General features: G+C 64.8%; 18 protein-coding genes and 1 other RNA gene. 8 read left to right on the top strand and 11 right to left on the bottom strand.

Translation table 11 applies throughout. The annotated features are described in order from the left end of the window. Positions 1-39: 39 nt before the first annotated feature. From D9X30_RS12060 to gyrA, 6 genes are all read right to left on the bottom strand, one after another. Positions 40-939, bottom strand: a complete 900-nt coding sequence (locus tag D9X30_RS12060; protein WP_092595513.1) for a prephenate dehydrogenase — start codon at positions 937-939, stop codon at positions 40-42. Between the two features lie 20 nt (positions 940-959). Beyond that, entirely contained in the window at positions 960-2,108 is a 1,149-nt protein-coding gene (gene hisC / locus D9X30_RS12055) for a histidinol-phosphate transaminase (protein ID WP_153946790.1), read from the bottom strand. 18 nt (positions 2,109-2,126) lie between these two features. Then, positions 2,127-3,272, bottom strand: coding sequence for a prephenate dehydratase (gene pheA, locus D9X30_RS12050; protein ID WP_153946789.1), 1,146 nt, complete (start codon positions 3,270-3,272; stop codon positions 2,127-2,129). 91 nt (positions 3,273-3,363) lie between these two features. Beyond that, a complete protein-coding gene (serC, locus tag D9X30_RS12045; protein WP_153946788.1) occupies positions 3,364-4,527 on the bottom strand; it encodes a 3-phosphoserine/phosphohydroxythreonine transaminase in 1,164 nt (387 codons plus the stop codon). Between the two features lie 146 nt (positions 4,528-4,673). Further along, positions 4,674-5,240 carry a DUF2059 domain-containing protein gene (locus tag D9X30_RS12040; protein WP_092594880.1) on the bottom strand — a complete coding sequence of 189 codons (567 nt, stop codon included), beginning with the start codon at positions 5,238-5,240 and terminating at the stop codon, positions 4,674-4,676. A gap of 82 nt (positions 5,241-5,322) precedes the next feature. Then, on the bottom strand, positions 5,323-8,037 hold the full coding sequence (gene gyrA / locus D9X30_RS12035; protein WP_153946787.1) for a DNA gyrase subunit A: 2,715 nt from the start codon (positions 8,035-8,037) through the stop codon (positions 5,323-5,325). Between the two features lie 446 nt (positions 8,038-8,483). Here gyrA and ompA point away from each other — a divergent pair, with 446 nt between their 5' ends. The 4 genes from ompA to ssrA all read left to right on the top strand — a co-directional run bounded on the left by ompA (position 8,484) and on the right by ssrA (position 11,158). Beyond that, positions 8,484-9,140, top strand: coding sequence for an outer membrane protein OmpA (gene ompA / locus D9X30_RS12030; protein WP_066739225.1), 657 nt, complete (start codon positions 8,484-8,486; stop codon positions 9,138-9,140). A 173-nt stretch (positions 9,141-9,313) separates the two neighbouring features. Then, entirely contained in the window at positions 9,314-10,051 is a 738-nt protein-coding gene (gene ubiG, locus D9X30_RS12025) for a bifunctional 2-polyprenyl-6-hydroxyphenol methylase/3-demethylubiquinol 3-O-methyltransferase UbiG (RefSeq protein WP_153946786.1), read from the top strand. A gap of 2 nt (positions 10,052-10,053) precedes the next feature. Then, a complete protein-coding gene (gene gph / locus D9X30_RS12020; RefSeq protein ID WP_153946824.1) occupies positions 10,054-10,710 on the top strand; it encodes a phosphoglycolate phosphatase in 657 nt (218 codons plus the stop codon). Positions 10,711-10,799: 89 nt separating this feature from the next. Then, positions 10,800-11,158, top strand: a transfer-messenger RNA (tmRNA) gene (ssrA, locus tag D9X30_RS12015). An 88-nt stretch (positions 11,159-11,246) separates the two neighbouring features. Here ssrA and D9X30_RS12010 read toward each other — a convergent pair. Further along, on the bottom strand, positions 11,247-11,618 hold the full coding sequence (locus D9X30_RS12010) for a hypothetical protein (protein WP_153946785.1): 372 nt from the start codon (positions 11,616-11,618) through the stop codon (positions 11,247-11,249). A 100-nt stretch (positions 11,619-11,718) separates the two neighbouring features. Next, complete coding sequence (locus D9X30_RS12005) at positions 11,719-12,915, bottom strand: lytic polysaccharide monooxygenase (protein ID WP_153946784.1); 1,197 nt, start codon at positions 12,913-12,915, stop codon at positions 11,719-11,721. A 211-nt stretch (positions 12,916-13,126) separates the two neighbouring features. On the opposite strand from D9X30_RS12005, the gene D9X30_RS12000 reads away from it, so the two are divergent. Next, positions 13,127-13,534 (top strand): hypothetical protein, encoded by a 408-nt coding sequence (locus D9X30_RS12000; RefSeq protein WP_153946783.1) that lies wholly within the window; start codon positions 13,127-13,129, stop codon positions 13,532-13,534. A gap of 61 nt (positions 13,535-13,595) precedes the next feature. Here the strand turns inward: D9X30_RS12000 and D9X30_RS11995 are convergent, their stop codons facing one another. Together D9X30_RS11995 and D9X30_RS11990 are read right to left on the bottom strand one after the other, a co-directional pair. Then, the gene (locus D9X30_RS11995; RefSeq protein ID WP_153946782.1) at positions 13,596-14,066 is read right to left on the bottom strand and encodes a cyanophycin metabolism-associated DUF1854 family protein; all 471 of its coding nucleotides are present in this window, start codon (positions 14,064-14,066) and stop codon (positions 13,596-13,598) included. Positions 14,067-14,088: 22 nt separating this feature from the next. Next, positions 14,089-16,389, bottom strand: a complete 2,301-nt coding sequence (locus tag D9X30_RS11990; RefSeq protein WP_153946781.1) for a cyanophycin metabolism-associated ABC transporter — start codon at positions 16,387-16,389, stop codon at positions 14,089-14,091. 274 nt (positions 16,390-16,663) lie between these two features. On the opposite strand from D9X30_RS11990, the gene cphA (D9X30_RS11985) reads away from it, so the two are divergent. The 3 genes from cphA (D9X30_RS11985) to D9X30_RS11975 all read left to right on the top strand — a co-directional run bounded on the left by cphA (D9X30_RS11985) (position 16,664) and on the right by D9X30_RS11975 (position 22,609). Continuing rightward, a complete protein-coding gene (cphA, locus tag D9X30_RS11985; RefSeq protein WP_153946780.1) occupies positions 16,664-19,315 on the top strand; it encodes a cyanophycin synthetase in 2,652 nt (883 codons plus the stop codon). Between the two features lie 33 nt (positions 19,316-19,348). Continuing rightward, the gene (gene cphA / locus D9X30_RS11980) at positions 19,349-21,919 is read left to right on the top strand and encodes a cyanophycin synthetase (RefSeq protein WP_153946779.1); all 2,571 of its coding nucleotides are present in this window, start codon (positions 19,349-19,351) and stop codon (positions 21,917-21,919) included. A gap of 189 nt (positions 21,920-22,108) precedes the next feature. After that, entirely contained in the window at positions 22,109-22,609 is a 501-nt protein-coding gene (locus tag D9X30_RS11975) for an SRPBCC family protein (protein ID WP_153946778.1), read from the top strand. Here the strand turns inward: D9X30_RS11975 and D9X30_RS11970 are convergent. Further along, positions 22,603-23,262, bottom strand: a complete 660-nt coding sequence (locus D9X30_RS11970; protein WP_092594902.1) for an amino acid ABC transporter permease — start codon at positions 23,260-23,262, stop codon at positions 22,603-22,605. The two genes, D9X30_RS11975 and D9X30_RS11970, sit on opposite strands and share 7 nt — an antisense overlap. Positions 23,263-23,327: the final 65 nt, after the last annotated feature.

The following is a 23,327-nucleotide window of genomic DNA, read 5'->3' as shown; positions in this document are numbered from 1 at the left end:
TTGCAGCGTCGGCCTGGCGCCCGGAAAGGCGCCACGGCATCAGGGTTCTACGTTATGGGTGGCGGCGCGCGCCGCGCCCCACTTCAGGCGTGTGTCGCTGGCGCGCGCGAAGATCCGCTCCAGCGCGGCACCGTCGCCTGCCTTGATCTGTGCCTTCAGGTGACCCAGCACGGCTTCGTACGTGTTGATCTCGCGCAGCAGCGCCTCCTTGTTGGCGATGCAGATGTCGCGCCACATCTCGGGCGACGACGCGGCGATGCGCGTGAAGTCGCGGAAGCCACCGCCCGCGAAATCGAGCTTCAGCGCCGCGTCCTCGGCATTGGCCACCTGCGCCACCAGCGCATACGACAGCACGTGCGGCAGATGGCTCACCGATGCGAACACGGCATCATGCTGCACGGCCGACATCACGTGGACATCGGCACCCGTGGACTCCCACATGGCGCGCACCGCCGCCACATCGACGCGGCTGTTTTCCTGCAGCGGGCACATCACCACCTTCTTGCCCAGGTACAGGTCATTCAGCGCGGCCTCCACGCCGTGCAGCTCGCGGCCGGCAATCGGGTGGGCGGGCACGAACTGCGCCACCTTGTCACCGAGCGCCGTCTTGGCGGCCATGATCACGTCGGACTTGGTACTGCCGGCGTCCGTCACGATGGTGCCGGGCTGCAGATGCGGCTCCAGCGCATGGAGCAGCGCAAAGTTCTGCGCCACCGGCGCGCACAGCACGATCAGGCTGGCGCCGCGCGCGGCTTCGGCCAGCGATTCGGCGGCCTCGTCGATGACGCCCAGCATCTTCGCCTTTTCGAGCGACGCCGCCGACCGGCCCACCCCCACCACGGTGCCGACCACGCCGGCACGCTTGAGCGACAACGCCAGCGATCCGCCAATCAGGCCGACGCCGACAATCACAACACGGGAAAAATGCAGAGCACTCACGGCTTCAGATCGATTCGGTTTCACTTCAATGCCTGTTCGAGCGCCGCGATGCAGGCGGCGTTCTCGTCAGGCAGGCCAATCGTGATACGCAGCCACTGCGGCAGACCGTAGTTCGCCACCGGGCGCACGATCACGCCCTGCTTGAGCATGGCCAGGTTCACACGGGCGCCGGCACCGTCGTCCGTGCCCACGCGGACCATGACGAAGTTGCCCGACGACTTCACGTACTCCAGCCCCATGCGTTCGAAGGCCGCTACCAGCTGGGCCTTGCCGGCACGATTGAGCTCCGCGCTGCGCTGCAGGAATGCCGCGTCGCCCAGCGCCGCCACGGCTGCGGCCTGCGCCAGGCTGTTGACGTTGAACGGCTGCCGCACGCGGTTGAGCAGGTCCGTCAGCGGCGGCTGGGCCACGCCATACCCGACCCGCAGCCCCGCGAGGCCGTAGGCCTTCGAGAACGTGCGCGACACCATCAGGTTCGGATACTTGCGCACCCAGGCAATCGATTCGTACTGCTGGTCGGCGTCCAGATATTCGTTGTACGCCTCGTCCAGCACCACCACCACGTGCGGCGGCACCTTGGCCAGGAACGCCTCGATCTCGGCGGCCGACACGAAGGTGCCGGTCGGGTTGTTCGGATTGGCGATAAAAACGAGCTTCGTGTCCGGCGCAATCGCGGCGGCCATCGCATCGAGGTCATGGCCATACTGGCGCGCCCTCACCTCGATGGCGCGCGCGCCCACTTCCTGCGTGGCCAGCGCGTAGACCGCGAACGAGTATTCGGCGTAGACGATCGACTCGCCAGCGCGCACCAGCGCATGCGCGGCAAGCTCCAGAATGTCGTTGCTGCCGTTGCCCAGTGTCAGCCACTCGGCCGGGACATCGAATTTCTCCGAAAGCCTGGCCTTCAGTTCGAAGCCGTTGCTGTCCGGATAACGCCCCAGGTCTGCCGTGGCCGCCGCGATGGCGGCCCTGGCCGAGGCCGGCATGCCGAGCGGATTCTCATTCGAGGCCAGCTTGACGATGCGTGCTTCGTCGAGCCCGAACTCGCGTGCGACTTCCGAAATTGGCTTTCCTGCGATGTACGGAGAAATCTTGCGGACGTACGTCGGGCCGAAATAATCGGCCACATTGGCCGCCACATTCGCCGCCCCGCTTTCCTGCTGTGCCATGCGTGTCTCCTGCCTGCGTTATTTGCTCGACGGGTAGGACCCGAGCACCTTCAGGTACGCGGCGTTGGCGCGCAGCGCCTGGATTGCCCGTGCCACGGACGGGTCGTGCTGATGGCCTTCCACATCGACATAGAAGTAGTACTCCCACGCGCCGCTACGGGCCGGCCGCGACTCGAATCGGCACATCGACACGCCGTTGTCCGCCAGCGGCGCCAGCAGCTGGTACACGGCACCGGCCTTGTTCGGCACCGACAGGATCATCGACGTCTGGTCGCTGCCTGACGGCTCGGTCTCGTAGCGGCCGATCACGGCAAAGCGCGTGCGGTTGTGCGGATCGTCCTGGATGTTCGCCCGCACGATATGCAGGTGATAGCGGTTGGCGGCCGTTTCGCCGGCAATCGCCGCCACCGTGGGGTCCTCGCTGGCCATGCGCGCGGCCTCGGCATTGCTGGACACGGCCTGGCGCTCCAGATGCGGATAGTTGGCGGTCAGCCAGTGCTGGCACTGCGCCAGCGCCTGCGCATGCGCGCGCACCACGGTCACGCCCTTCATGTCGGGCGACGATGCCATCAGGTTGTGATGGACCTTCAGCGCGATCTCGCCGCTGATCTTCAGCGACGTCTGCAGGAACAGGTCCAGCGTGCGCGACACGGCGCCCTCGGTCGAATTCTCGACCGGCACCACGCCGTACTCCACCGTCCCGGATTCCACCGACCGGAACACCTCGTCGATGCTCGGGCACGGCACGCCCGAGACCTCGTGGCCGAAGTGCGCGTACAGCGCCTGCTCGGAAAACGTGCCGGCCGGGCCCAGGAAGGCGATCTCCAGCGGCTTTTCCAGCCCGCGGCAGGCGGACATCACCTCGCGCCAGATCGACGCCACGCTTTCGCCAAGCAGCGGGCCCGGATTGGCGCCCTGCACCTTGCGGATCACCTGCAGCTCACGTTCGGGGCGGAACACCGGCGCGCCGTACTTCTTCTTGACCTCGCCCACGTCGAGCGCCAGCTGCGCGCGACGGTTCAGCAGGGCCAGCAGTTCGCGGTCGACGGCATCGATCTGGTCGCGCAGCGGCGCCAGGTCGGCGGACAGCGCCTGCTCCTGAGGGCTTGGTGCGGCATTGTCATGGCCGGAGGCGGCCACCCCCGGCTTGTCTTGCTGTGTCATAGGCCTGTGGGCCGCGCATCGCGCAGCCGCGAAAAGTCTGGGCTGATGCCGGGCCCTCGCGCTGCAAGGGCCGCGACAGAAAGCACCACCGTCAGGCGGCGGTGCGCTCGAACTCGCGCATGAATTCCACCAGCGCGGTCACACCTTCGAGTGGCATCGCGTTATAGATGCTGGCGCGCATGCCGCCCACGGACTTGTGGCCCTTGAGCTGTACCAGGCCATTCGCGCGCGCCTGGGTCAGGAACGCTTCGTTGCGCGATTCATCGCGCAGGAAGAACGGTACGTTCATGCGCGAGCGGCTGCCGGGATCGATTTCGTTACGGTAGTAGTCGCTTTGGTCCAGGAAGCTGTACAGCGCGCGCGCCTTGGCAATATTGCGCTGTTCGATCCCGGCCACGCCGCCCTGGGCCTTGAGCCACTGGAACACCAGCCCGGCGATGTAGATCGCATAGGTGGGCGGCGTGTTGTACATCGAGTCGTGCTCGGCCACCAGGCGCCAGTTGAACGCCGAAGGGCAAAGCGGATGCGCGAAACCGATCAGGTCTTCGCGCACGATGACGATCGTCACGCCGGCCGGGCCGATGTTCTTCTGCGCGCCGCCGTACACCACCTGCACGCGCGACCAGTCGATGGGGCGCGACAGGATATGGCTCGACGCGTCGGCCACGACGATGCGTCCCTTGTCATGCGTGCCGGTCTGGCCGATGTCGGGAATGTCCTGGAATTCCACGCCGACGATGGTCTCGTTCGTGCACAGGTGCACATAGGCGGCATCGTCCGACAGATTCCACGTCTTCACGTCGGGAATCTTGTGCCACTTCTGGTCCTTGCTGGATGCGGCGATATTCACCTCGCCATAGCGGCGCGCTTCCTGCTCGGTCTTGACCGACCACGTGCCGGTCACCACGAAGTCCGTCTTCGGCTTGGCGGCATTGACACGATTGGCCAGGTTCAGCGGCACGATGCCGTTCTCGCCGATGGCGCCACCCTGCAGGAACAGAATCTTGAAGTTCTTCGGCACATGCAGCAGTTCGCGCAGATCCGTCATCGCTTGATGGTGGATGCTCTCGAATTCCTTGCTGCGGTGGCTCATCTCCATCACCGAAACGCCAGTTCCGCGCCATGACAGCATTTCCTCGGCGGCCTGCTGCAGGACTTCGGTCGGCAACGCGGCCGGGCCAGGCGAGAAATTGAAGACGCGCTCGGCCAGGGAACGTTGCAGGCCGGCGAGGGCGGGGTTCTGGGGATCGTTCATGGAGGGAGAAAAGAAAAATGGCTGCCGGATGGAACCAGGCAGCCATTATCGCCCAAAACCTGCGCCCCTTGGACACCAAGGGCATCCGGAGCGGGTCTGGACCTGCGACCTCCCCGGCCCGAAGGGCCCGAGAGGTCAGCCGTCGATCACTTCGAAGCGGCGGCGATTTCCTTCTCGGCGGCGTCGCGCATCGACTTGCCAACCTGCGGGCCGTACTTCTGCATCATCGAACCCCAGATTTCCTGGGTGGCCTTGCCCTGGTTGGCCATGAACTTCTGGCCCGTCGGCGACTTCAGGAACGTGGTCAGATCCTTGATTTCCTGGGTCGAGTAGTACTTGCCGAAGGCATCGTAGTGCGCCTTGATGGCGTCCTGACGGAAGCCGTCGGTGTTGAACGCCGTACCGGCGCCGTCGACCATGCGCTGCACGGCGCCGTTCTTCTTGAGCTTGTCGACAGCGGCCTGCTTCTGCTTGTCGTTCAACGTCTTGTTCTCGACAAGAACCTGCTCCAGCACCAGCGGCGCTTCCTGCTTGGCGCCCTGTTGCCAGTTGTCGGCCTGACCCTTGACAGCCTGGTCGGCCTGCATGACGGTCAGCAGTTCCTTGATGGCCGCGGTCTTGTCCTTGTCTTCCTGAGCGTGCGCGCCTTGCGCCAGCATCATCATCGGAGCGAAAGCAGCCAGAACAGCGATACGTCGATAGGTTTTGAGCATTATGACTCCCTGGTAAATACGTCCGGATTAGTCCGAACGGCCGTCTGGCGAGTTCCGGCCGTCGTCCCGTTGTTGCAACAAATTACGAATTCGCGTCTGCGTCGGCGGCGCCCGCTCCGGTATCGCCATCGGCATTGGCCGCGCCGCTGGCATGGTCCGCCACGTCTTCGTCTTCGACGTTGCCGCTGTTATCGGCATCCGACTCGACGATGCGCTGCAGGCCCGACAGCTTCGTACCTTCGTCCACGTTGATCAGCGTCACGCCCTGCGTGGCTCGGCCCATCTCGCGGATCTCGGCCACGCGGGTGCGGATCAGCACGCCACCCGTGGTGATCAGCATGATCTCGTCTTCGGGCGAAACCAGTGCCGCGGCCACCACCCGGCCATTGCGCTCGCTCGTCTGGATCGCAATCATGCCCTTGGTGCCACGGCCGTGTCGAGTGTACTCGGAGATCGGCGTACGCTTGCCGTAGCCGTTCTCGGTGGCGGTCAGCACGCTGCCCACCGCGCTGATCGAGACGCCCTCGGCCGCCCCACTCTCGCCCTCTGCCGTTTCGGCCGGGGCCACGAGCATGGCGATCACGGCCTGGCCTTCGTCGAGGTTCATGCCACGCACGCCACGCGCCTGACGGCCCATCGGACGCACGTCGTTCTCGTCGAAACGCACCGCCTTGCCGGCATCGGAGAACAGCATCACGTCGTGCTGGCCATCGGTGATGGCGGCGCCGATCAGGAAGTCGCCCTCGTCGAGGTCGACCGCAATGATGCCGGCCTTGCGCGGATTCGAGAAATCGGTCAGCACCGTCTTCTTGACCGTGCCGCGAGCGGTGGCCATGAAGATGAAGTGCTCGGCGTCGAACTGGCGCACCGGCAGTATCACGTTGATCTTCTCGCCGTCGGCCAGCGGGAACATGTTCACGATCGGACGTCCACGCGAGTTACGCGACCCTTGCGGCACTTCGTAGACCTTGAGCCAGTACAGACGGCCGCGATTCGAGAAGCACAGGATGTAGTCGTGCGTGTTGGCCACGAACAGCGTATCGATCCAGTCGTCTTCCTTGGTCGCCGTGGCCAGCTTGCCGCGGCCACCGCGCTTCTGCGCGCGATATTCGGAAATCGGCTGGCTCTTCATGTAGCCCGAGTGCGACAGCGTGACCACCATGTCCTGCGGGGTGATCAGGTCTTCCGTGTCCAGTTCGGTCGCGTTGTGTTCGATCTGCGAGCGGCGCTCGTCGCCGAACTCGGCGCGGATGGCGCCCAGTTCCTCGGTGATGATCGTGGTGATGCGCTCCGGGCGGGCCAGGATGTCGAGCAGGTCGGCAATCAGGCCCATTACTTCGCGGTATTCCTGGACGATCTTGTCCTGCTCCAGGCCCGTGAGGCGTTGCAGGCGCATTTGCAGGATTTCCTGCGCCTGGCCGTCGGACAGGCGATACAGGCCATCGGGCTGCATGCCGAACACGGCCGGCAGGCCATCTGGTCGATACGAGGCGCGGCCGCCTGCCGTGTCGCTCTCGGCACGCGACAGCATTTCGCGCACCAGGCCCGAATCCCAGGGCTTGGCCATCAGTTCCTGCTTGGCCAGCGGCGGCGTTGGCGCAGCCTTGATGATCGCGATGAACTCGTCGATGTTCGCCAGCGCCACGGCCAGGCCTTCCAGCACGTGCCCGCGCTCGCGCGCCTTGCGCAGCTCGAACACCGTGCGGCGCGTCACCACTTCCCGGCGATGCGACAGGAAGGCATCCAGCATCTGCTTCAGGTTCAGCAGGCGCGGCTGGCCATCGACCAGCGCCACCATGTTCATGCCGAACGTGTCCTGCAGCTGGGTGTTCTTATATAAGTTGTTCAGCACAACCTCGGGCACTTCGTTGCGCTTGAGCTCGATCACCACGCGCATGCCTGACTTGTCAGACTCGTCGCGGATGTCGGAGATGCCCTCGATCTTCTTCTCGGTCACCAGCTCGGCAATGCGCTCGAGCAGGGTCCGCTTGTTCACCTGGTACGGCAGCTCATCGACGATGATCGCCTGGCGCGCGCCGCGGTCGATATCCTCAAAGTGCGTGCGCGCGCGCATGACCACGCGGCCCCGGCCGGTGCGGTAACCCTCCCGCACGCCCTGGATACCATAGATAATGCCGGCCGTCGGAAAATCAGGCGCCGGTACCAGTTCGATCAGTTCGTCGATCGTGGTATCGGGATTTCGGAGCAGATGCAGACAGGCGTCGACAACCTCATTGAGGTTATGCGGCGGGATATTGGTTGCCATACCCACGGCAATACCCGACGAACCATTGATCAGCAAATTCGGGATTCGCGCCGGCAAAATACCGGGCTCTTTCTCCGAACCGTCATAGTTCGGTTCGAAATCGACAGTTTCCTTGTCGATATCGTGAAGCATTTCATGGGCGATCTTCGCCAGGCGGATTTCGGTATAACGCATCGCCGCAGCGTTATCTCCATCCACCGAACCGAAGTTACCCTGGCCGTCGACCAGCATATAGCGCAGCGAGAAATTCTGCGCCATGCGGACGATCGTGTCGTAGACGGCAGTATCACCGTGCGGGTGATACTTACCAATCACATCACCGACGATACGCGCCGATTTCTTGTAGGCCCGGTTCCAGTCGTTATTCAGCTCATGCATCGCAAAGAGCACGCGCCGGTGTACCGGCTTCAGGCCGTCCCGGACGTCGGGAAGCGCGCGCCCCACGATAACGCTCATTGCGTAATCGAGGTAAGAGCGGCGCATTTCCTCTTCCAGCGAGACCGGAAGGGTTTCTTTGGCGAATTGATCCATTGCGGCGTGGTTTATGCGGCGGGTTTAAGCAAATGAAGCCCGTGAATCTGACGGCATGAAGTGACCATGCCGGCGACGGGCGAACATGGCATTCTATCACGCGCGGAACCCCTTCCCGCCCCCGCCGGAACCACCCCTCCACCGCCCCCGCCGACGCACCACGCGTCCCACCCCGATGCCCTGCAACCCATACAGGACAAGGGTTTGCAGGCGCCGCAAGACCGATGTTGCACAAACACCACAGGCCTAAAACCACGTGGTTGAATCGAATATATTTACTTCTTAGGAAACGAGCCTTGTGGCACAATTCCCCAGCGAAGAGCCAGACATTGTTCGAAGTGGAGCATCCACCACATCGAGAATGTTATACTCCGAAGAATGTATGACTTGTTTTCGTCCATTTGCTCGCAGTAACCCTGCGGTGATCTCATCCTGAGAGGAGAAATATGAAAAAATTTGCCAAGCTCGCGCTCGTTGCAGCTACCGCAGTAATGGCTGCATCCGCTCAAGCCCAGTCCGTCCCCTACGAAAAGAAGGCAGTGAACGATAACTGGGGCAACGGTACGAGCGAGTACGTGTGGAAGAATGGCACGAACGAGCTCTGCTGGCGCGACAGCTCCTGGACCCCGGCAACGGCCAATGCCCTGTGCGATGGCGCACTGGCTCCGGCTGCTGCTCCGGCTCCGGCACCGACCCCGGTCGCTCCGCCGGTTGTGTCCAGCGAGAAGGTCACTTTTGCTGCTGACACCCTGTTCGACTTCGACAAGGCTGTTCTGAAGCCCGAAGGCAAGGCCAAGCTGGACGACCTGGTCTCGAAGCTGCAAGGCATCACGCTGGAAGTCATCATCGCCGTTGGCCACACCGACTCGTTCGGTTCGGACAAGTACAACGATCGCCTGTCGATCCGTCGTGCCGAATCGGTCAAGGCTTACCTGGTGAGCAAGGGCGTCGAAGCCAACCGCGTGTACACGGAAGGCAAGGGCAAGCGTCAGCTGAAGGTGGATCCGAAGTCGTGCAAGGGCAACCGCACCGCTCAGATCGCCTGCCAGCAGCCGAACCGCCGCGTGGAAGTCGAAGTGGTCGGCACCCGCAGCGCACGTTAATCGGATCCTCTCCGATGAAGAAAAGCCCAGCGTACGCTGGGCTTTTTTTTCGCCCTGCCTCCGACGGTTTTCGCCGGCAGCGGGTCAGACCCGCCATATTCGGCGCGGCACCGATTTTTTGGTAAAGTTGCCGCAGCCTTCTCATCAGACTTGCCGCCTGCGCGGCGCCAACGATGTCGCATTCGACCACCCTCAACGCCTCGCCCCAAACCAGCCGCAATGCCGATCCGAAAGAGATCGACAAGTTCAGCGAGCTGGCCCACCGCTGGTGGGACCCGAACAGTGAATTCAAGCCGTTGCATGATCTCAATCCGCTCCGCCTGGGCTGGATCGACGGTATCGCGCACCTGTCGGGCAAGCAGGTCGTCGATGTGGGTTGCGGCGGCGGCATCCTGTCGGAAAGCATGGCGCGCCTTGGCGCCACGGTCAGGGGCATCGACCTGTCCAGCAAGGCGCTGAAGGTGGCCGACCTGCACAGCCTGGAATCGGGCGTGGCAGTGACCTACGAGGAAATCGCCGTGGAAGACCTGGCGGCCCGCATGCCAGCCAGCGTCGACGTGGTGACCTGCATGGAAATGCTCGAGCATGTGCCCGATCCGCAATCGATCGTTCGCGCCTGCATGACGCTGGTCAAACCGGGCGGACACGTGTTTTTCTCGACGATCAACCGCAACCTGAAGGCCTACCTGCTGGCTATCGTCGGCGCAGAGTACGTACTGAACATGCTGCCGCGCGGCACGCACGACTATCAGAAATTCATCACGCCCTCCGAGATGGCACGCTTCGCGCGCAATGTCGGCCTGGAGATGGTCGAGATGCGCGGCATGACCTTCAATCCCTTGACGCAGATCTATTCGCTCAGCCGCGATACCGACGTGAACTACATGATGGCGTTCCGGAAGGTGGCATGACGATGGCGAAGTTCGACGCGGTTTTCTTTGATCTCGACGGCACGCTGGCCGATACGGCCCCCGACCTCGCGGCAGCGGCCAACCGGCTTGTCGTGGAACACGGCATGGCACCGGTCGCCTACGAAAAGCTTCGCCCCGTAGCCTCGCACGGCGCGCGCGGGCTGATCGGCGCAGCCTTTGGCAAGCGTCCGGAAGACCCCGAATTCCCCGCACTGCGCGATACCTTCCTCGATTACTACGAGGCCGACATCGCCGTGCATACCCGGCTGTTCGAGGGCATGGATGCGGTGCTGGCCAGGCTCGAAGCCGATGGCGTGCCCTGGGGCATCGTCACGAACAAGATCGCGCGCTTCACGGTGCCGCTGGTCCGCGCCATCGGTCTCGCACCGCGCGCCTCGGCCGTGGTCAGCGGCGATACCACGCCCCACGCCAAGCCTCACCCGGCCCCGCTGCTGCACGCCGCCGAACTGAGCGGTGTGGCCGCGGCGCGCTGCCTCTATGTCGGCGACGACCTGCGCGACATCCAGGCCGGCAAGGCCGCAGGCATGGCGACGGTCTCGGCCGCCTACGGCTACTGCGGCGAGGGTGAGCCGCCCGAAACCTGGGGCGCCGACTACCTGATCCATCACCCGGCCGAACTGCTTGAATTGCTGGGATAAGCCCCCAGCTTGCACTACGGAACCGGAGGCACGCCATGGGCGTCGAAACCGGGTACAATCCGTTTTCTTCGCGTTTCACAGCGCACATTGGGGCCGACCTGGTTTCGACGTGGGTTACGAAGCAGTGAGGGCATACCGAGGACCCGTCACCTCGTTAATCAATGGGAATGCAATAACTGCTAACGACGAACGTTACGCACTGGCAGCCTAAGGGCCGCCGTCCTCGCACTGGCTCGCTGACGGGCTAGGGTTCGCAAGAACCAGCGAGGTCATTTACGTCAGATAAGCTTCGGGAGTGTCACGGGCCCGAGGACGAAAACCTAGTGACTCGCCGTCGTAGAGCGTGTTCGTCCGCGATGCGCCGGTTAAATCAAATGACAGAACTAAGTATGTAGAACTCTCTGTGGAGGGCTTGCGGACGCGGGTTCGATTCCCGCCGGCTCCACCAGTACACCGCACCGCTCCGGGCACGCAGCACATCCGGGGCAATGAAAAACGGGCCTTGCGGCCCGTTTTTTTATGCTCTCCGGTGCCGTTCAGTGCACCACCACGCCATCGACCGGCATGCTTTCGAGTCGGGCGGCATAGTAGCGGTCCACCGGCAGGCTGACGCCCAGGTGCAGGTACAGGCTTTTCGCGTGATCCACCGAGCCGATCATGCCCGGCATCCATAGCCGCTGCAGCCGCGCGTGCGATTCCCCCGAATGCGCCGCGAAGGCATCGACCCCGAATTCCTGGATGGCCTTGAACAGCACCAGTCCGACCAGGTACATGTCGCCCGTATCCAGCGCGATTTCTGCCTGGGCAGTCCAACGCTCGGCGCGATCTTCGATTTTTTCCGCCTCGGCAAACCGTTCCGTCATGGTCGGCATGAACGTGTCGCCTGGCGGGAGAAAGGTAAAGCTCATCAGACGGCTCCTAACCCCGTATGCCAACAATGACGGCCAATTTCGCCGAAAACTGAAGCGATCGGAACAGATTCGAACAGTTCCGGCGAAAAAACAACACTTAGCGGATCAAACGCCACAGAGCCGGTGTTACGGCAGGGGTCCATCCTGCACCGCGCCAGGCGGTATGACGCTGCAGGCAGACGTAGCGTTTGCCCTGGTACGTGACGGCCTGACCGATTTCATAGGCAGGCCCCTCGCGCCACGTATCGAGCGTGCTCCCGTCCGGCTGACCCGTCGAAGCGGCGCCACCGCCGCCACTGCCCGAACGGCCGCTGGCGCTGGGCGCCTCCTTGTCGATCTCGAAGCGGTATCCGGGATACGACTTGCTCAGGTAGACGCGGTTTGCCGTGGCGGAACCCAGCGGCACGATACTCGACGCGCCATTGCGTGCCTGCAACTCGCCGATGCGGAAGATCTGGGATTCGACGTTGACCTTCTGCGCCAGCTGATACGCCCACGTGCGCGCCCGGGCATTGGCGGCGGTGATCGTCAGCACATGCTTGCCCGCATCGCGCCCCGTGGCGTCCATGGCCCGGAACGTCAGCTTCGTGCCCACCACCAGATCGCCCTTGGCCGCGAGTACACCTTGGTCCTCCCAGCCAATCTCGCGCACCGCCAGACCGTCTCCGGGGAACTTCACGTCGGCGCACGCGTAGAACGCCTCGGGGCTGTCGCCGCGCTGCCAGATGCTGTAGAGGATGTGACTGCCCTTCTTGCCCGCCGGCAGTTGCACTGTCATGCGGTACTTGCCGCTTTCCTGCACCGCCTGCGCGCCGGGCACCGTCGCAAATTCTTCAAGATCGGTCCAGCGCAGCGGCATGCCGGGGTCCCAGTCATCGCGTGTGATGTAGTACTTGAAATACTGCGTGGCATGCGGCGCGGAAGCTCGCCAGACGAATGTGTAGTCACCGCTGGCGGTGGGCACGATCGAGGTTTGCGGCCAGTCGAGCCGCGCAAGGTCCAACCCGCGGAAGCTTGCCGATCCGCCCGAGCAAAGCTCGCCATCGGCGATCAATGCGCGGTGATTGCCGGCGGCATTGCCCTGGCGCACGCCGTTCCAGTCGTAGAACTGCTGCGCACCGCCGACCGCGCGAGCCGCCTGGCAGGCTCCCGATTTCGGTTGCTCGGCACCTTCGTTGTAGCAGGTCAGCACCCGGCTGGCGGGCAGCTCCATCGTGCCGTGTGCTTGCGCGGAAAGCGGCACAGCGGTCGCGGCAAGCGCCAGACAGGCGATACCGATTGCTTTATGGGACATCGCGATTTTCCTAGAAGACGTGGTTCAACGTCCTCGCCTGGGGCGAGAACGGCTGCGCGATTTGACGCGCCACAAAACACGTTGGAAATCGGAATCGTCCTAAAATGGCCAGTGCCATGCCGACGATCAATCCATCGGCCAAAACGAATCCATGCGGTTGCCGCCGGCATGAACGCTACAATAGGCCGTCGCTGTCCTACGCCCTGCCCTCATGTCCGACCACCCCCGTTTCACTGTCAGCCGATCCATGGTCATGCTCCTGCCCGAGCAGCCCTTTCTTGACTGGATCCAGGCGGTGGACCCCGACCCCGTCCCCACGCTGACGCTCAGTGACGTGCGCGACGATGCGAGCGTTTTCCTGTTGCCCGCGGAGGTGGCCGACACGCCCGAGAACGCGCTGCGCTGGGTGGAAAAGCGGTGGCGCCCGTTTTTTGAATTCATGCTGGGCGAGTGGTTCGACGATTCGGTCTGGCCCGAAGCCCTGTCGCTGGCCATGTTCCGCGACTGGTTCACGGTCCGCTTTCATTCGATGGTCTGGGACATGGCACCCGACGCGCCACTTGAATACGAGGACTGGGACGACGAGGAAGACGACGACGCGCCCACGGTCCTGCACTGACCGCCCGCAAACAACAACGGCACGCCCAGGCGTGCCGTTTTGCATGCGACCGGAGGCGCGATCAGAGGAAGCGATCCAGAATCTTCCGGCTGTGCTTGTCCAGCGCGAACTGGTCCCGGATCAGATAGTGAATGCCATGGCTGTCCGAAATCAGCAACGTGGTACCCGTCAGCCGCCGGATGTTCTCTTCGCCGCGCAATACCAGGTCGGTCTGGCCGCGATCGGTCTGTACGGTCCACACGCTGGGCGTCGCGTAGGTCGATACACCCAGAATCTTCTGAATCTCGGGCATGAACTCGCGCGATGCCAGCTCGGCTTCGATCAGCTCACGGGTCTGCGCCGGCAGTTTGTCCAGACGAGGAATCCACGCCAGTTCCTTGCCATCGGTGCTCATCATCCCCACGCCATCGTCGGCAGCGGAAATCGGAAACGCGCGCACGGGCACCACGCCCTCGTGCTGCGCACCGTCAGCCGTTGTCAGCACGAGCTTGCCGAGGCTGTTGCGGGACAGGTGGAATTCAGGCGTTTGCATAGCCGTTTCTTTGACTGATGGATTACTGGGCACTGACGGCCTCCGCGACTTCGGCACGGTTGCCGGCGCTCGTGTCATCGGGGTCGGTATCGACATTGCGCGCCTGCGCCTGATACAGCCTGTAGTACGCACCTTCGCGCGCCAGCAGTTCGTCGTGGCTGCCCACTTCGACGATCTGGCCGCGGTCCATCACCACGAGTCGATCGGCCTTTCGCAAGGTGGAGAGCCGGTGCGCAATGGCGATGGTGGTGCGACCCTGCACGAGGTTGTCCAGCGCCTTCTGAATCTCCTTCTCCGTGGACGTATCCACCGACGACGTGGCCTCGTCCATGATCAGGATGCGTGGATCGATCAGCAGCGCGCGGGCAATCGAAATACGTTGCCGCTCGCCGCCGGACAGCGCCTGGCCGCGCTCGCCGACGAGCGAGTCATAGCCGTGCGGCAGCCGCAGGATGAACTCGTGCGCATGCGCCGCACGTGCGGCGGCGATGATCTCTTCGCGCGTGGCTTCGGGCTTGCCGTAGGCAATGTTGTCGGCAATCGTGCCGAAGAACAGGAACGGCTCCTGCAGCACCAGGCCAATGTTCTGGCGAAAATCCGATACCGGCAGCGAACGGATATCGACACCGTCCACCCGGATCGCGCCTTCCGATACATCGTAGAAACGGCAAATCAGGTTCACCAGCGTGCTCTTGCCCGATCCGCTGTGGCCGACCAGGCCGATCATCTCGCCCGGCTCGATGGTCAGGTTCAGGCCGCGGATCACGGCGCGATTGCCATAGCGGAAGCCGAGGTCGCGCATCTCGATGGCGCCTCGCACATTCTCCAGGCGCACGGGCTTCTGCGGCTCGGGCACGCTCGACACGTGGTCGAGGATGTCGAAGATCCGCTTGGCGCCGGCGGCGGCCTTCTGGGTCACCGACACGATCCGGCTCATCGAATCGAGGCGCGTATAGAACCGGCTGATATAGGTCAGGAACGCCACCAGAACGCCGACGGTGATGGCGTTGTGGCTGACCTGCCAGATACCGAAGATCCAGACCACCAGCAGGCCCACTTCGGTGAGCAGCGTCACGGTTGGCGTGAACAGCGACCACACCGCGTTCACCCGGTCATTGATCGCAAGATTGTGACGATTGGCCTCGCGAAAGCGCACCACCTCGCGCTTTTCCTGCGCGAACGCCTTGACCACGCGGATGCCCGGAATCGTATCGGCCAGCACGTTGGTGATTTCGGACCAGATGCGGTCGATCTTCTCGAAACCGTGACGCAGGCGGTCACGCACCATGTGGATCATCCACGCGATGAACGGCAGCGGCACCAGGGTGACCAGCGCCAGCCACGGATTGATGGAAATCAGGATGATCGACGTCATGGCGATCATCAGCACATCGGTGGCGAAGTCGAGCAGATGCAGCGACAGGAACACGCTGATGCGGTCGCTCTCGGACCCGATGCGGGCCATCAGGTCGCCGGTGCGCTTGCCGCCGAAGTATTCGAGCGACAGCTTGAGCAGGTGTTCGTAAGTGGTGGTGCGCAGGTCGGCGCTGATGCGCTCCGACACGCGCGCCAGCAGGTAGGTACGGGCCCAGCCGAGCCCCCAGGCCACCAGCGCGGCGCCCAGCAGGCCGGCCAGGTAGAGCTTGACGAGGTCGTAGTCGATCGGCACGCCGTTCTGATACGGGATCAGCACCTTGTCCATCAACGGCATGGTCAGGTAAGGCGGCACCAGCGTGGCGGCCGTACCCAGCAGCAGCAGCGCGAAACCGCCCAGCAGTTCCCAGCGGTAGGGCCGGGCAAAACGCCACAGGCGCAGCAGCGCCCAGGTGGAAGGTGGGGTCTCCAGCTCCCGGCTGCATTGCGGGCACTGCTCTTCGCCCGGCGGGATGGGCGCCTTGCAGGTCGGGCAGATTTCGGCATCGGGCTCGGCGGAATGCCCGGTGGCCAGCAGATTGCGGCGTGCATCGAACTGGTCGGCCAGCCGCAATGCGTCAGGATTGTAACCAAGCGTGTAGCGCCAGGTGGCCAGGCGCTCCCGGCCATCGCCCAGTTCCAGCGTGCCCACGCCGGCATGGTCGCCGTGGGCAAGCGTCAGGTCAGGCGTGATGTCCCAGCTTCGCAGGGCGGTTTCGCCGGGGGCGCGACAGATCAGACGACGATCCGTCACAACCAGCCACCCTTGGGTAAAATGCAGCCTTGCGTCCAGGTCCAGCATGAGCCCGGCCAGGACGATTTCCCCGGGCAGCAGGCCGGCGCCGAGTTCGGCGGCCCAGGGACCTTGCGGGCCGGGGTGGTTGGAAGCAGACGGGGAGGACTGGGTCATTGTTGGCGCAAAAAGCGATAAAAGCGCGTCCGCAGACACAAAAACAGATCAAATACGGACATAACTTGAAACAATTAAGCGGTTCGCCAGGCTGGCGGCCCGCAATTTTGCCCGCAAGTATACATAACGCAAACAGGCGGGCACCTTGGTGCGCTGCACAATGCGTTGCCGGTCTCAAAGGGTAATGACGGGTCAACCCTGAGGCTACAGTAACGTTAACGAAAGATTAGCTTTCCATTTCCCGGGCACTCGCCCACAGCCTCAAGCAAATTCAATGAAAAAGAAGGACATTGAGATTTTCGATGTCATGTCGCTGCGCGGCCCGAATATGTGGACATATCGGCCAGTGCTGGAGGCATGGGTCGATATCGGCGAACTGGAGGATTTTCCCTCCAACAAGATTCCGGGGTTCTACGAGCGCCTGTCGGCGTGGCTGCCCACGCTGATCGAGCACCGCTGCAGCCCGGGCGTGCGCGGCGGCTTTCTGATGCGGTTGAAGGAAGGTACCTGGCCCGGCCATATCCTGGAACACGTCACGCTTGAGCTGCAGAATCTGGCCGGGATGCCCGGCGGTTTCGGCAAGGCGCGCGAGACCCCGGTCCGTGGCGTCTACAAGGTCATCGTGCGGGCCTGGCACGAGCAGGTGACACGCGCCGCGCTGTTTGCCGCGCGTGACCTGGTCATGGCGGCCATCGAGGACCGCCCGTTCGACGTGGACGCCGCCGTGGAAACGCTGCGCGACCTCGTTGACGAACACTGCCTCGGGCCCAGCACCGCCTGCATCGTCGATGCCGCCGACGACCGCGACATTCCGTCGATCCGCCTGTCCGACGGCAACCTGGTGCAGCTTGGCTACGGCGCGCGCCAGCGCCGCATCTGGACGGCCGAGACCGACCGCACCAGCGCCATCGCCGAATCGATCTCGCGCGACAAGGACCTGACCAAGTCGCTGCTGGAATCGTGCGGCGTGCCCGTGCCGGAAGGCCGCATGGCCGATAGCGCCGAAGACGCCTGGGACGCCGCCGAAAGCATCGGCCTGCCGGTGGTGGTCAAGCCGTACGACGGCAACCATGGCCGTGGCGTGTTCACCAACCTGATGACGCGCGACGAAGTGCTGACCGCCTACGCCGTGGCCATCGAGGAAGGCAACGGTGTCATCGTCGAACGCTTCGTGCCCGGCAACGAGCACCGCCTGCTGATCGTGGGGGGCCGCATGGTGGCCTGCGCGATGGGCGAGACCGCCTCCGTGGTGGGCGACGGCAAGCAGACCATCGACGAACTGATCGAATCGCAGATCAATTCCGACCCGCGCCGTGGCAGCACCGAGGATCATCCGCTGAACCGCGTGCGCCTGGATTCGGCCGCCCGCCTGGAGCTGAAGCGCCAGGGCTATGCCGATGGCAGCGCCGTACCGCCCCAGGGCCGCACCGTGCTGATCCAGCGCAACGGCAACGTGGCCTTCGACGTGACCGACCGCGTGCACCCGAGCGTGGCTGCGCATGCCGCGCTGGCCGCGCGCATCGTCGGGCTGGACATCGCCGGCGTGGACCTGGTGGCCGAGGACATCTCGCGCCCGCTCGCCGAGCAGCGCGGTGCCATCGTCGAGGTCAATGCCGGCCCCGGACTGCTGATGCACATCAAGCCCGCCGACGGCGAACCGCGCCCCGTGGGCCCCGCCATCGTCGAGCACCTGTTCCCGACCCGCAACGGCGTGGCCGACGACGGCCGCATTCCCGTGGTTGGCATCACCGGCACCAACGGCAAGACCGTGGTGGCCAAGCTCGTGGCGCGCCTGCTGCAGCTGTCGGGCAAGCATACGGGCCTGTCGTGCAGCGATGGCCTGTTCCTGGACCGCCGCCAGGTGGAAAAGGGCGACCGTGGCGAAAAGGCCACCTGGGACGCCGGCCACCGCATCCTGATGAACCGCGCGGTGGAAGCCGCCGTGTTCGAGAACGACAGCGGCATGATCCTGTCGCAGGGCCTGCCGTACGACCGCTGCCAGGTAGGCGTGGTCACGAACTTCGGCCAGCCCGATCACCTTGGCGACTACTACGTCGAGGATGAAGACCGCATGTACAACGTGCTGCGCACGCAGATCGACGTGGTGCTCAAGACCGGCGCGGCCGTGCTCAACGCCGCCGATCCGCGCCTGGTCGAGATGGCCGAACTGTGCGATGGCGACGTGATCTTCTTCGGCCTGTCCGCCGACCTGCCCGCCATCGTCGAGCATCGCGCGGCCGGCCGCCGCGCCGTGTTCGTGCGCGATGGCAAGGTGGTGATGGCCACAGGCGCCAGCGAAAGCGCGCTGACCGACGTGTCGGCCATCCCGCTGACCTACGCCGGCCGGGTCGCCTTCCAGATCGAGAACGTGCTGGCCGCCGTGGCCACCGGCTGGGCACTGGGCATTTCCAACGACCTGATCCGCGCCGGCATCGTCACCTTCGACGTCGGCCAGGTAGATGTGCCGGGCCGCTTCACGTTGTTCGAGCGCCAGGGCGCCACGGTGATCGTGGACGACGCGCACAACGCGCCGGCGCTGGAAGCCATGGCCGCCGCGCTGGACCGCTTCCCGGCCGAGCGCCGCATGCTGGTGTTCGGTGCCGGCGTGCAGCGTCGCGACGAAGACCTGGTGCAGCAAGGCAAGGTCATCGGCAAGACGTTCGACCGCGTGTTCCTGTGCGAAGACCGCAGCGTGCGCCGCGACCTGCCCGACGCCGAAGCCCGCGCGCTGCTGAAGAAGGGCCTGTACGAAGGCCGCCGCGTGACGAAGATCATCGACGAAGCCGGCCGGCGCGAAGCGGTGGAAGCCGCGTTGTCGCAACTGGTGGCCGGCGACCTGCTGGTCCTGCAGTGCGACGAGGCCTCGACCGAGAGCACCGTCGAGCAGGTACACCAGTGGATGGGCCGCAGCGGACGCCGCGCGTAATCCCGCCCGGAAGAACAACGGACAAACGATTCTATGGAAGTCTCTCGTATCCGGGCTCTGCGTGGCCCGAATCTCTGGTGCCGGCATACCGCCATCGAAGCCATCGTGGCGTGCTCGGACCAATCGCATCTGCTGGCCGAACTGCCGGGCTTCGAGGATCGGCTGCGCGCCCGCTTTCCGGCCATCCCCCCGATGCGCCCCGACGACGAGGCCGGCTCGCCGTCGATGGCCCACGCGCTGGAAGCCGCCGCGCTGGGCCTGCAGGCTGCTGCCGGCTGCCCGGTGACGTTCAGCCACGCCGCGCCGACGCTGGAACCGGGCACCTACCAGGTGGTGGTGCAGTACAGCGAGGAAGAAGTGGGCCGCCTGGCCTTCGAACTGGCCGAGCAGCTATGCCTGGCCGCGCGCGACGACAAGCCCTTCGACCTGGACGACGCGCTGCATCGCCTGCGCGAACTCGACGAAGACGTGCGGCTGGGGCCCAGCACGGGCTCGATCGTCTACGCGGCCGTGGCGCGTGGCATCCCGTATCGCCGCCTGACGCAGGGCTCGATGGTGCAGTTCGGCTGGGGCAGCAAGCAACGCCGCATCCAGGCCGCCGAGACCGACATGACGAGCGCGGTGTCCGAATCGATCGCGCAGGACAAGGAACTGACCAAGGCGCTGCTGCATGCGGCAGGCGTGCCCGTGCCGCTGGGCCGGTCGGTGCGCAGCGCCGAGGAAGCGTGGGCCGCCGCGCAGGAGATCAACGGCCCGGTGGTGGTAAAGCCGCGCGACGGCAACCAGGGCAAGGGCGTGGCGGTGCGCATCCGCACGCGCGAGGAAGTGATGACGGCCTATGAAGTGGCCGCCGACATTTCGTCTGACGTGCTGGTCGAACGCTATATCCCGGGCCACGACTTCCGTCTGCTGGTGGTGGGCAAGCATCTGGTGGCCGCGGCGCGCCGCGATCCGCCGCAGGTCATTGGCGATGGCACGCATACGGTGCGCCAGCTCGTGGAGGAAGTGAACCGTGACCCGCGCCGCGGCGAGGGCCACGCCACGTCGCTGACCAAGATCCGCTTCGATGACATCGCGCTGGCCACGCTGGCCAAGCAGGGCCTGAGCGCCGATGCGGTGCCGGCCAAGGGCGCGCGCGTGGTCCTGCGCAACAACGCCAACCTGTCCACCGGCGGCAGCGCCACCGATGTGACCGACGACGTCCACCCGGACATCGCCGCACGGGCGGTAGCCGCCGCCCAGATGGTGGGGCTGGATATCTGCGGCGTGGACGCCGTGTGCGAGACGATGCTCAAGCCGTTCGAGGAACAGGCCGGCGGCATCGTGGAAGTGAATGCCGCGCCGGGCCTGCGCATGCACCTGCAGCCGTCGTACGGCAAGGGTCGCGCGGTCGGCGAAGCCATCATCTCGACCATGTTTGCCGACGGCGACGATGGCCGCATTCCCGTGGTGGCCGTATCGGGCACCAACGGCAAGACGACCACCGTGCGCCTGATCACCCATATCCTGGCCTCCAACGGCCTGCGCATGGGCATGACCGGCACCGACGGCGTGTACATCCAGGGCCAGCGTATCGACACCGGCGACTGCAGCGGCCCGCGCAGCGCGCGCAATGTGCTGCTGCATCCCGACGTGGACGCCGCCGTGTTTGAAACGGCCCGCGGCGGCCTGCTGCGCGAAGGCCTGGCCTTCGACCGCTGCGACGTGGCCGTGGTGACCAACGTGGGCGAAGGCGACCACCTGGGACTGTCGTACATCAGCACCGTGGAAGACCTGGCCGTGCTCAAGAGCGTGATCGTGCAGAACGTCGCGCCGCATGGCATGGCCGTGCTGAATGCCGCCGACCCGATGGTGGCGCGCATGGCCGATGCCTGCCCTGGTTCGATCACGTTCTTCGCGCATGATGCGGGCCTGCCGACCATGGCGTTGCACCGCGCCCAGGGCAAGCGCGTGGTGTTTGTCGAGGGCGCGGAGATCGTGGCCGCCGAGGGTGACACCAGCGTGCGGTTTGCGCTGGCCGACATCCCGCTGACGCGCAACGGCTCGATCGGCTTCCAGGTGGAAAACGCCATGTCGTCGATTGCCGCCGCCTGGGCGCTGGGCATCGACTGGAACGTGATCCGCCGGGCGCTGACCACGTTCGTCAATGACGCCGCCACCGCGCCGGGCCGCTTCAACGTGTTCGACTACAAGGGCGCCACGCTGATTGCCGACTACGGCCACAATCCCGATGCCATCCAGGCGCTGTGCAACGCCGTGGAGACCATGCCGTCGAAGAAGCGCGTGGTCGTCATCAGCGGCGCGGGCGACCGTCGCGACGAGGACATCCGCAAGCAAACCCAGATCCTGGGTGGCGCGTTCGACGACGTGCTGCTGTATCAGGACCAATGCCAGCGCGGCCGTGAAGACGGCGAAGTGCTGGCGCTGCTGCGCGAAGGCCTGGTCGGTGCGCAACGCACCAGCCATACCGAGGAAATCCGCGGCGAATTCCTGGCCATCGACACGGCGCTGGCACGCCTGCAGCCGGGCGACCTGTGCCTGATCCTGATCGACCAGGTCGAGGAAGCCCTGGACCACATCGCCAAACGCGTCGCCGGGCAGTAATCGGGCCCGACCCGCTGCACGCTTCCGCCCTCTCCCGCCCTCTTCCGCCCTCTTCCGCCTGCCGGGAGAGGGTTTCTCCCCCGCGTCGCCCCTTGCCGTCCTCCGTCATTCGGTGCGACAGTATCCCGTACCGACTCCCATCGCCAACGCCCACGGCCGCCGCCCCGCCCGTCGACGAGGAGACCCCATATGTCTACACCGCAAACCGTTGTCGTCACCTATATCGCCGCGACGGCGGAACAGGTATGGCAGGCCCTGACCGACCCCGTGCTAAGCGTGAAGTACTTTTTCGGGCGCCGCGTCGAATCCGACTGGCAGGTGGGCAGCCCGTTCGTGCTGCGCATGGACGACGGCAAGGTCGATTCGCAGGGCGTTGTACTGGCCGCCGAGCCACCCTACCGGCTGTCGGTCACGTGGCGCGTGGAATGGCTGGAAGCGTTCCGTCAGTTGCCCGAGGTGGTCGTCACGTGGCAGATCGACGCGCTTGGCGACGAAGCCGTGCGGCTGACGGTCAGCGAACGGCATCAGGAACCGGTGGACGAGCAGATCCTGCAGGGCGGGCGCAACGGCTGGCCGTTGATCCTGGCCGGCCTGAAGACACTGCTGGAAACGGGGCACCAGCTCAACGTCGAGGCGCCCAAGCCGCCGCCGGCCCCCTCGGCGCAATCGCCGGCGATGCAGGATCAGTGACGCGTGGGCAGCGACAGGCGCCGTTCCAGCACGTGCTGGAATGCCGATAGGGCCGTACTGAGGATCCAGTAGATCGCGGCGGCCGCCAGATACAGCGGCAGCGGCTGGTAGGTGGCCGCAATGATCTCCTGCGAAGTGCGCAGCAGCTCCGTCACGGTGATCACCGACACCAGCGACGTATCCTTGATCAGGCTGATCAGGCTGTTCGACAGGCTCGGCACGGCCAGCCGCAAGGCCTGCGGCCCCACCACGTGGCGCAGCGTCTGCACCGGGGTCATGCCCAGGCTGTAGGCGGCCAGCCACTGGCCGCGCGGCACGCCAAGGATGGCCCCGCGCATGCTTTCCGACAGATAGGCGCCCACGTTGAGGCTCAGCGTCAGCACGCCGGCGGGGGTGGGCTCCAGCGCAATGCCGATGCCCGGCAATCCGTAGTAGACGACGAAGATCTGCACCAGCAGCGGCGTGCCGCGCATGATGCTGACGTACACGCGCGCCATCACTTTGAGAATCCGCTGATTTCCAATCCCCATCAGCGCCACCAGAATTCCGATTACCAGGCCGAAAGCCATCGACAACACGGCGAACTTCAGCGTGAGCAGCGTGCCCTGCAGCAATACGGGAAGCGAATCAATGACGAGCTGGAGGGCGGACATGGCTGGGCTGGGATCGGTCAATCTGGGGCCGGAATGCCGCGATCATACGTGAAACACGGCGCCGG

It is taken from the genome of Cupriavidus sp. U2 (assembly GCF_009663685.2).
Taxonomy (GTDB): domain Bacteria; phylum Pseudomonadota; class Gammaproteobacteria; order Burkholderiales; family Burkholderiaceae; genus Cupriavidus; species Cupriavidus necator_C.
This window is presented reverse-complemented; position numbering and strand designations above follow the sequence as displayed.